General features: G+C 60.5%; 9 protein-coding genes, 1 tRNA gene and 1 pseudogene. 5 read left to right on the top strand and 6 right to left on the bottom strand.

Annotated elements, in window-relative coordinates:
* Positions 1-106: 106 nt before the first annotated feature.
* Positions 107-361 (bottom strand): DUF2274 domain-containing protein, encoded by a 255-nt coding sequence (locus DXK50_RS24375; RefSeq protein WP_212632075.1) that lies wholly within the window; start codon positions 359-361, stop codon positions 107-109.
* On the opposite strand from DXK50_RS24375, the gene DXK50_RS24370 reads away from it, so the two are divergent.
* Positions 332-420: transfer RNA gene (locus tag DXK50_RS24370), tRNA-OTHER, on the top strand. The genes DXK50_RS24375 and DXK50_RS24370 overlap by 30 nt on opposite strands.
* Before the next feature lie 94 nt (positions 421-514).
* Here the strand turns inward: DXK50_RS24370 and DXK50_RS24365 are convergent.
* Positions 515-820: pseudogene (locus DXK50_RS24365) on the bottom strand (tyrosine-type recombinase/integrase); the annotation flags it as partial.
* 277 nt (positions 821-1,097) lie between these two features.
* Between DXK50_RS24365 and DXK50_RS24360 the strand changes: the two are divergent.
* Complete coding sequence (locus tag DXK50_RS24360) at positions 1,098-2,510, top strand: APC family permease (protein WP_249187016.1); 1,413 nt, start codon at positions 1,098-1,100, stop codon at positions 2,508-2,510.
* Positions 2,511-2,810: 300 nt separating this feature from the next.
* Complete coding sequence (locus tag DXK50_RS24355) at positions 2,811-2,954, top strand: hypothetical protein (RefSeq protein WP_212632074.1); 144 nt, start codon at positions 2,811-2,813, stop codon at positions 2,952-2,954.
* A 120-nt stretch (positions 2,955-3,074) separates the two neighbouring features.
* Here DXK50_RS24355 and DXK50_RS24350 read toward each other — a convergent pair whose 3' ends face one another.
* Entirely contained in the window at positions 3,075-3,545 is a 471-nt protein-coding gene (locus tag DXK50_RS24350) for a nuclear transport factor 2 family protein (RefSeq protein ID WP_161867724.1), read from the bottom strand.
* A 10-nt stretch (positions 3,546-3,555) separates the two neighbouring features.
* Positions 3,556-4,167, bottom strand: a complete 612-nt coding sequence (locus DXK50_RS24345) for an NAD(P)-dependent oxidoreductase (RefSeq protein WP_161867723.1) — start codon at positions 4,165-4,167, stop codon at positions 3,556-3,558.
* A 150-nt stretch (positions 4,168-4,317) separates the two neighbouring features.
* Here DXK50_RS24345 and DXK50_RS24340 point away from each other — a divergent pair, with 150 nt between their 5' ends.
* Both DXK50_RS24340 and DXK50_RS24335 read left to right on the top strand, forming a co-directional pair.
* On the top strand, positions 4,318-4,680 hold the full coding sequence (locus tag DXK50_RS24340; protein WP_212632073.1) for a winged helix-turn-helix transcriptional regulator: 363 nt from the start codon (positions 4,318-4,320) through the stop codon (positions 4,678-4,680).
* An 89-nt stretch (positions 4,681-4,769) separates the two neighbouring features.
* The gene (locus DXK50_RS24335; RefSeq protein ID WP_212632072.1) at positions 4,770-5,048 is read left to right on the top strand and encodes a DUF2218 domain-containing protein; all 279 of its coding nucleotides are present in this window, start codon (positions 4,770-4,772) and stop codon (positions 5,046-5,048) included.
* A 213-nt stretch (positions 5,049-5,261) separates the two neighbouring features.
* Here DXK50_RS24335 and DXK50_RS24330 read toward each other — a convergent pair whose 3' ends face one another.
* Positions 5,262-6,758, bottom strand: coding sequence for an aldehyde dehydrogenase family protein (locus DXK50_RS24330; protein WP_212632071.1), 1,497 nt, complete (start codon positions 6,756-6,758; stop codon positions 5,262-5,264).
* Between the two features lie 383 nt (positions 6,759-7,141).
* A complete protein-coding gene (locus tag DXK50_RS24325) occupies positions 7,142-8,470 on the bottom strand; it encodes an alginate export family protein (RefSeq protein ID WP_212632070.1) in 1,329 nt (442 codons plus the stop codon).
* Between the last annotated feature and the right edge of the window lie 307 nt (positions 8,471-8,777).

Raw genomic sequence — 8,777 nt, 5'->3', positions numbered from 1 at the left:
TCGTAAGGATTTATGATGGTAGACCATTGATAGCATCAAAAACCTCACGACCTTGAGGATTTCTATCAATTCACTTGGGCGCATAAGAAAATCCACTTTCCGCTGTTCAGCGTGGATCGGTGGTTTGTGGCGCAGCAGATAGTGCAGGCTTGTTAGTTCTTTTGAACACCCGATCCCTCGCCATGAAGGCCTCCGGCATATGCGGGATGAGCGTCAGGGCGTCGACCTCTTCACCGTAGGTCTTTGAGTGCAGCGACGCGTAGCGCTCGAGGTCAGCCTTCAGGCTGGCCGGGCAGGTGAAGGCCAGCTTCACGTTCTCGGTTTTCGGCAGTGGGCCGAGACGCAGTTTGGTCATGCTCATTGCAGGCTCCCTGTTCAGCGTGCAAGGGGTCGAGTGTTCGAATCACTCCGTCCCGACCAAAAATCCCTAGAAAATCCAGTCACTTAGTGGTGACTGGTTTTTTTTATGGGCGCTTCACACGTAGAAGCGTAGGGACTTTTGCGGGACTTTTTTTCATCCTGCCATTCTCCTCAAAATTGTCAGGGCCGGACCGCGCGAGTCGGTAGCCGAAATCCTGTTGGCTTCATCGATCAGTTTGCCCAACTCGGCGGCTGAGTAGTGACTGGTGATGCTACCGTTCTTGTGGCCCAGCAGAGCCTTCCTGTCTTCCTCCGTTACTCCGGCTGCCCGAAGTCTTCGGCCGAAGGTGTGCTTCAGATCGTGAACGCGGATTGAAGCAAATCCAGCTGGGGCAGGGCGCAGAAAACGCTCCTGGAACTTCTTCGCTGCTCTGACCCTGGCCTTCTTCCGTGCCCAATCGTCCGGGGCCGCATGACCGGCATTACTCTGGCCGTTTTATGGTGTACACCTGAGCTCGCTCTGTGCATTGGCCATCCCTTGTGCCGATGGCGTCGGGCGAGCACGCTTGCTTCTTGCAACGCAATCATCGGTCATGACACGCCAGGGCAAGGCGCCGGCAGCCTGGTGCAAGAATTCCCCGGCCCGCGGTAGCAAAGTAAGGCTCGACGCGGTACGCGACTGACGTCATATCTATGGGCGCCATTGGGCCGAGAGGTCCGAGCGGGAGAATAAACAAATGAACAAGACCAATGCCCCGGACATTGCCTCAATGCAGGCGCCGAAGATCGGGAGCGCCACTGTTATGCAGCGCAAGAAACTGGGGTTCATCACCATGATGGCCATTTGCGTGGGGCTGGTGATCGTGCAGGGCTCAATGATCACTGCGACCCAAGGAATCGGCATCGGTGGCTTGGGCTTCATCGCAGCGATGCTGGTTGCATTCGTCCTCGCACAGTTCAATGCCATGAGCTTTGCGGAGCTGTCGTTGATGTTCCCTCAAGAGGGTACGCTGGCGACTTACACCCAGAAAGCCATCGGCCATTTTCCGGCCATTGTCGCGGTCTTCGCCGGCTACGTGGTGGTCGCGATGCTGGCCCTTCCGGTAGAGATGTTCCTGGTAGATGCGATCATCCATGAGCTGCTGCCCGGTATGTTCCCGCCCCTGCTACTGCCGCTTTTTATTCTCTGTGTTCTGGTGGTGACCAATATCCTTGGTGCAGACGTATTCGCCAAGGTACAGAACCTGCTGTCATTCGTTTTGGTTACGGCGCTGACTCTGATCGGTCTATGCGCGGTCAGTGGGGCCGTCCAACCCCATGTCGAAATCAGCGGTACCCCAGTTAGCTGGGGACTTGAGTCTGTTCTCGATGGCAGCTTCATCGGTCTTGTTGCGATGGCCATGTGGCTGATGGTGGGCGTGGAGTTCATCTGCCCAATGATCAACGAAGTGGACAAACCGCAGCGCAACATCCCGCGTGCGATGATGCTCTCGCTGTGCGCCATGCTCGCCATCTTCCTGTTGTTCGTCTACGGCGCCACCTATTACCTGAACGTCGAGACGCTTACCGGCTCGCCTCTACCTTATCTCGATTATGCCAATGCGGTGTTTGGCAAGGCCGGTCTGATCATCGCTGCGGTGATGGCGGTGACCGCTACCTGCAGCACCGTCAATACGGTGCTTGCGGCGGTACCGCGCATGCTGCAGGGTATGGCCGAGAACGGTCAGGCCTTCCCGCAGATGAAGATCATCAGCCAGCGCTTTGGCACGCCCTGGGTGGGCATCCTGTTCATGGCTGTCATCATCGCGATTCCGCTGATCCTGATGGATATCGATTCGCTGATCCCGCTGGTGATCGCTGCGTCTACCAGTTGGCTGCTTGCCTATGTGGTGGCGCACGTCGATGTGCTGGTGCTGCGCAGCCGTATGCCGCATCTGCCGCGGCCGTTCAAGACGCCGTTTTACCCTTTGCCGCAGGTTCTCGGCATCGCCGCCATGCTATACGTCGCGCTGCACAACTCGCCTTCGCCGGACATGACGGTGCTGGTCTACAAGATTCTTGGTGGCATTCTGCTGCTGGTGAGCATCATTGCAGTGCTGTGGGTCAAGCTGTACATGAAGTGCAAGTTGTTCGCTCCCGATATTGACTAGTTGAGTGGGAGCCGCGCACCTGGCGCGCACTGCGCTGGTGACCCCTTCGTTTCCCCGAAGGGGGGGTGAGTTTTACTGCTGCAGACGGGGCGTCGTCGGCTGGCCCCGGTGTAGCGGTGCGTCCGGCTGCGCCGCTGGGTCTCAGGCGCTGCCAGGTAGCCCATGGATGGGAGCTGCTTTGCCCAGCGGCGCAACGCCAAGCCTTGCAAGGGAGTGACAGGTGTGGATTGGCAGCCGCCCTGATCCCGCATCAGAGCGGTTGCCTGTCACTTGTGCTCGGCGAAACAAGTACTTCGCTGCTTGCTGGTCGCCCTCGTCGAAACCTTTTCGCCAATCCAATCCATTCAGGTGATCGTGCCTGACGGCAACGTCATCCTCGCCCTGGCCGGTGGCAAGCTGCGCATGTGGTTGCTCGGTCAGCGCAGCAACCGCTGCACCCTATGAGATGAGTCAACGAAGAGGGGGCTTCCAGACATGTGCTGGGGCAGCGAGGTGTATGCGCTGTGTGATGAGGTAGGGGCAGGGAGGGGGTGAGAGCCGGGGCAGGAGGCCCCGGCCACTCGATTAGAACATGCTGTTGTCGTTGGCCGACTCGGCAGGTACGTCCTGGATGATGTCCCAGTGCTCGACGATCTTGCCGTCTTCGACGCGGAAGATATCCATCACGGCCTGGCCGCGATCATCGGGGCCGTTTGTCGAGTGCACGTGCAGGTAGACCAGGTCGCCGTCGGTGGCGCTGCGCACGATACGGGCACGGGACTGCGGGTTCTCCTTGAAGAAGCCGGCGAAGTAACCGACGAAGGGGGCTTTGCCGTCCGGCACGTCCGGATTGTGCTGCTTGTAGTCCTCGGCCACGATCTTGGCGGCTTCTTCGACCTGATGTTGATTGAAGAAGCGTTCGTAGAAGTTGATGACCAGTGTGCGGTTGGCTTCCTCCTTGGCCAGATCACGCTGCTCCGAGGCTGCGAAAACGGCGGTAACGCCCGCCAGCAGCAGCGTGGCGGCGAACAGTGATTTCTTCACGAGGTGTGGCATGGGCTTCTCCTTAGTAACCGACGGTAAAACGCTGACGTGAATGTTTCGGCTCTTCGATTTCATCGACCAGAGCAATGGCATAGTCCTCGAAGGAGATACGGCTGCCCTGTTCGTTGCTCAGCAACCTATCCTTGCCGAGGCGGAACACGCCAGTGCGTTCGCCGTGGACGAACTCTGCTGAGGGCGACAGGAAGCTCCAGTCCAGCTCCTGTTCCTGCTTGAGTCGTTCGAGAAACGCGGCACCGCGTGCAGCCTCAGGACGATAGGCGTCGGGAAAGTCAGGCAGATCAATCACACGCTGGCCAGGAGCGATTTCCAGGCTGCCGGCGCCACCGACGACCAGGTAGCGCTTGACACCAGCGTTACGTACAGCGTCGATCAGTGTCTGCGGGTCGGTGCTGACGAACGGGGCGGCGCTTACCACGGCGTCATGCCCAGCCAGCACTTTGCTCAGTGCTGCCTTGTCCTGGGCATCAGCCTGCACGGCGGTTACGCCGGGCAGCGCGGCGATGCGTTCAGGGTTGCGAGCGATGGCCGTGACACTGTGGCCACGGTCGGAAAGTTCCTTGAGGATGCACGAGCCGGCGTTGCCGGAGGCGCCAATCAGGGCGATGCGTAACATGCGAACTCCTTTTAATCTACTTTTTTGACATGGTCTGGCTTGTAGACCTTTGAGCGATCCGATGCTACTGTTCGTCTCCCCGTTGCACAAGAAGTCAGCATAGTCTGACCAGGTCATTTCGTAGTGACCTTGATTGACCGGAGAGCCGCCATGTCCACTGCCGAAACCCTAATGTTCGATCACCCTTGCCCGATCCGTGATGTGCTCGACCGCATTGGCGATCAATGGAGTCTGCTGGTGCTGGAGGCGCTGGCTGGGCGCAGGCTGCGTTTCAACGAACTGGGCCGTGAGATCGATGACATTTCCAAGCAAATGCTCTCGCGCACGCTCAAGCGTCTGGAAATGGACGGCTTTATCTCGCGAGAAGTGTTCGCCGAGGTGCCGCCGCGCGTCGAATATCAGCTGACGGCATTGGGGGTGTCATTTCTGCAGCCGATGCAGGCGCTGGTGCAATGGGCCGATGCCAATCACGCCGATATCTGCCGCTCACGTCGCGCCTACCGGGCAAGTTAGCTTTAACTTTGCCAAGACCGGACCGGCTGGTGGCGTAGATTGCCCTGTCTGGGTACCGTCCCGCTTCAAATTTTTATGAGGACACATTCATGTTCAATAGCCATGCTGAAATTCCCATGACGGCGCCAGGCCGTTGCCTGACGCGCTTGTGCCGCCACTGGAGTCACAAGTTCGCGGTGCGTTTCGATGAGACCAGCGCGCACATTCCCTTCGACCCGGCCGTGTGCGAACTGCAGGTGATCGACGGCGGTCTGCGCGTCACTCTGCAGTCACCTGATCACGCCGAGCTGGTCGAGCTCCAGGGCGTAGTCGTTGACCACCTGCAGCGCATGGCCGGAGAGACGTTCGACGTCGAGTGGCGCAACTGAGCCTTTAACCGGATCCGGTTGGGCAGGAGTGGCGCCTTGCGCCGCTCCGCGCTCACCGGTGGCCGGCTATGCTTGATAGCACCTCGGTGTTGTCGATGAGGTGTCAGGCCCGCGGACCTGGATAGGTTGCGCTCAGGTTGTCAGGGGCCGCCGGCGCAGGTTTTACCCTGCTCCGGGGAATGCCGCCCGCTGTGTCGGGCGGCGTGGCTGGCGTCAGTAGGTGATGCACACCGATTTGCTTTCGGTAAAGCCTTCGATGGCGGCCTTGCCGAACTCTCGGCCGATCCCCGATTGCTTGTAACCACCGAACGGCATGTTCGGGTCGACCGGTACGTGGTTGTTGACCCACACCGTACCGGCCTCGATACGCGGGATCAGGTCCATCACCCGGCCCAGGTCGTTGCTCCAGATGCTCGCGGTCAGGCCGTAACGACTGTCGTTGACCATGGCCACCGCCTGCTCGATATCGTCGAAGGGCAATACCGACAGCACCGGGCCGAAGATCTCTTCCTGAGCGCTGGTCATGGTCTGTTGAACGTCGGCCAGTACGGTCGGTTGCACGAAGTAACCTGGAAGATCCGGCTTGCTACCGCCAGTGGTGAAGCGGGCACCTTCCCGGCGGGCGATGTCGAGGTAGTTCAGCACGCTGCTTTGCTGCTTGCGCGAAACCAGCGCGTTGATCTGAGCCTCGGCGTCCATACCCGCGCCGACCTTGAGGGCGGCGACCTGAGCGGTCAGTGCTTCGACGAAGTCCTTGTAACGGCTTGCATGCACATAGAGGCGCGACGCTGCGGCGCAGACCTGCCCCTGGTTGAGCAGGCCACCGCCAATGGCCCCGGCGACCGCCTTTTCGATGTCGGCATCGGCCAATACCAGCATGGGGTTCTTGCCGCCCAACTCGAGGGTGAAGCGGGTCATGTTCTGCAGCGCGGCGACACCTACCTGCTTACCCACGGCGGTGGAGCCGGTAAACGACACCTTGCTCACCAGTGGGTGAGCAACCAGCGCCGAACCCGCCTCCGATCCCTTGCCCACCAGCACGTTGAACACGCCCGCCGGAATGCCGGCCTCGATGGCCAGCTCTGCCAGACGCAGCGCCGTAAGTGGGGTTTCGTCAGCCGGCTTGATGATGATGGTGTTGCCACAGGCCAGCGCCGGCATGATCTTCCACAGGGCGATCATCAGCGGGAAGTTCCATGGCACGATACCGGCGATCACACCAACTGCCTCACGGCGGGTATAGGCATTGAAGCGTGCGCCTGCGGGCACCGGGATGGAGACGTCGAGGGTCTGGCCTTCGATCTTGGTTGCCCAGCCGGCCATGTAGCGCATGTAGTTGAGCGATGCGCCAACTTCCACGGCGCGTGCCAGGTGGATCGACTTGCCTTGGTTGAGGCTTTCCAGTTGCGCCAGTTCCTCGCCGTGAGCTTCGACGACATCTGCAAAGCGCAGCAGGATACGCTCGCGTTCGGCAGGCGCCAGGCCACTCCAGACGCCTGATTTGAAGGCCCGATGAGCCGATTGCACGATCGCTTCGACCTGCTCGGCAGTCGCCTGCACGGTTTGGCTCAGGACGCCATCGGTTGCCGGGTTGTGGATGTCGCGGCCACTGCCGTTGCTGGCTTGGCGCTGTTCGCCATCGATGAACGAAGCGTGCGTGCGGGCCAGGAAGGCCTCGACACTGGGAAGAGTTTCGATGAGGGTGCTCATGCGGTGCTCCAGAGGCTGGTTGATAACGAAAACGCCGATGGCGCGCGTCTTCACAGCATAAGGAAATGCAGGCGGTGCGACTTGTCTGTGCCTGCCGCACGGATATGACTCTGCCTGCACGGCGATCGCGCTGGCAGAGCCATGCAAGCGCGCTGGCAGTCAGATGCAAGCGTAGGCACCGGCTGTGCCTCATAGTGGCGCTGTCTTCGTAGCATTGCTCCGCGACGACGGTTTTAGCTTCAACACACTGATACCTTGACCGCCGTGCACCTGCCGGCGGTTTTTTTATGGCGGCAGTACCGGGTATCGGTTCTCGGGATTCGATAAATGAAAACGCCGCGAGCCCTGAGGCGCGCGGCGTTCGTGATTGCCTTGGGAATGACTCAGAACGGTACGGCCACGGTCAGCTGGCTGTAGACGTTGGTGCCGTTGCCGCCAACCTGATTGCCGCCGGTATTCTCGTCCTTCTTCGGCTGATAGAGGCCGATCAGCGGGCTGATGATCAGGTGGTCGGTGACCGCCCATTCCGCATAGAGATCCAGCTCGCGCCCATCGAGGTTCAATGCGTTGCTCTTCTTCAGCGTGTTGAAGTCGAAGTACAGCGCGCCCAGGGTCAGGTTCTCCAGCGGGGTCACCTTGAGACCGACATGGTGGATGCCGGTGTTGCTGTTGAACGGCCCCGAGTAGTTGGATGCCACTTCGCCCTGGAACCAGGTGCCATAACCGGTACTGAAGCCGTTGAACAGCGAATCCCAGTCTTCCGAGTAGCGGCTGTAGCGATAGGTGATCTTGGGCGACCAGGCGACGTCGGCAAAGGTATAGCCGGCCTCCGCATACCAGGCTTTTTCGGCGCCCGCGTCCTTGTCCTGCCAGGCGTATTCGAAGGCGAAGCTGGCGTTCTCGATTCCGGCATCGCCTTCGCCGCGAATGCTGTAGATGTCCATGCCGTCGCGTTGTTGCTGGAAGTCGCTAGCCCACTGATCAGTCACATCCAGGCCGTGGATGTAGGTCAGGCCCAGGGTGCCGGCTTTCCCGGTGTAGTCCAGGGTGCCGCCGGCCAGGGAGGTTTCGGCCTGGGCGCGGTTGTCCGATTTCAGCCAGAAGGCACTGCCGTGCAGGCCGTCCTGGCCGCCCAGTTTGAGCAGGGCGGTACGGTCGAAGGCGTGGCGAGCGGCGATGTAGTAAGCCCCACCACGATCCAGAGCGCCGTCGGCGGGGCCATTGCCGAGGTTGGGACCGTCGTCGTTGATCAAGAAGCCGCTGCCGAGCTTGATTACCTGGCGGCCGAAGGAGGCATCTACACCGTCAGTGCCCAGCAGTGGGAACAGGTCGCCGGAGCGCCAGCCCAGGTAGGCGTCTTCGATCTTGGTGGTACGTTCGCGGCCATCGGTGTTGCCGGCTGCATCGCCGTCGCCCCAGGTGCCCGAGCTGACCAGGTTGAAGGCGCCGTAGACCGTCCCCGAATCACCCAGGCGCTGGTCGCCGCTGATGCCGTACTTGATGAATCCTTCGCGCCAGCTCGAACCGCCTGGCCTGCCGTCATAGTTCTTGCGGCTGTTCATCCAGCCGTAGACCGCGAGAAAGTCAGCGTTCAGATGGGTATCGTCGTCGGCGTACAGTTCGTAGGCGCTGCTGATCTGACTGGCGCTCAACAGCGCTACGCTCAGGCCGATGGCCTGTGCCAGCGGTAGGCGGCGGGTGGAATGTGCCATGGGTTTGCTCCCCTGTTTCTTATGTTGGTGGCCCGGAGTTTCTGGGGCTCCGAGACGTTCGCGAACGCCAGGCTCTGGCGCGACGAGCTATTAGCCATCCGGGGGCGTAGGCAAGTCTTGTTCATCTCTGCCAGCGGTTTTGATTGCGGCGGCCAGCGCGGGGAGGGATGTCAGGCTGCAACAAAAATGGCGGCAGCCAGTGGCAAGACCGGCTTCAGGAGCAGGGCGCAAAGTGTTGTCGACTAACCACCAGGGCGCCTTGCCTCCGGTGGGTAGGGGAGGGGGTTGGCGGCAGTGCCGACGATCC

The organism is Pseudomonas sp. KB-10 (assembly GCF_018221585.1).
Taxonomy (GTDB): Bacteria; Pseudomonadota; Gammaproteobacteria; order Pseudomonadales; family Pseudomonadaceae; genus Aquipseudomonas; species Aquipseudomonas yangonensis.
This window is presented reverse-complemented; position numbering and strand designations above follow the sequence as displayed.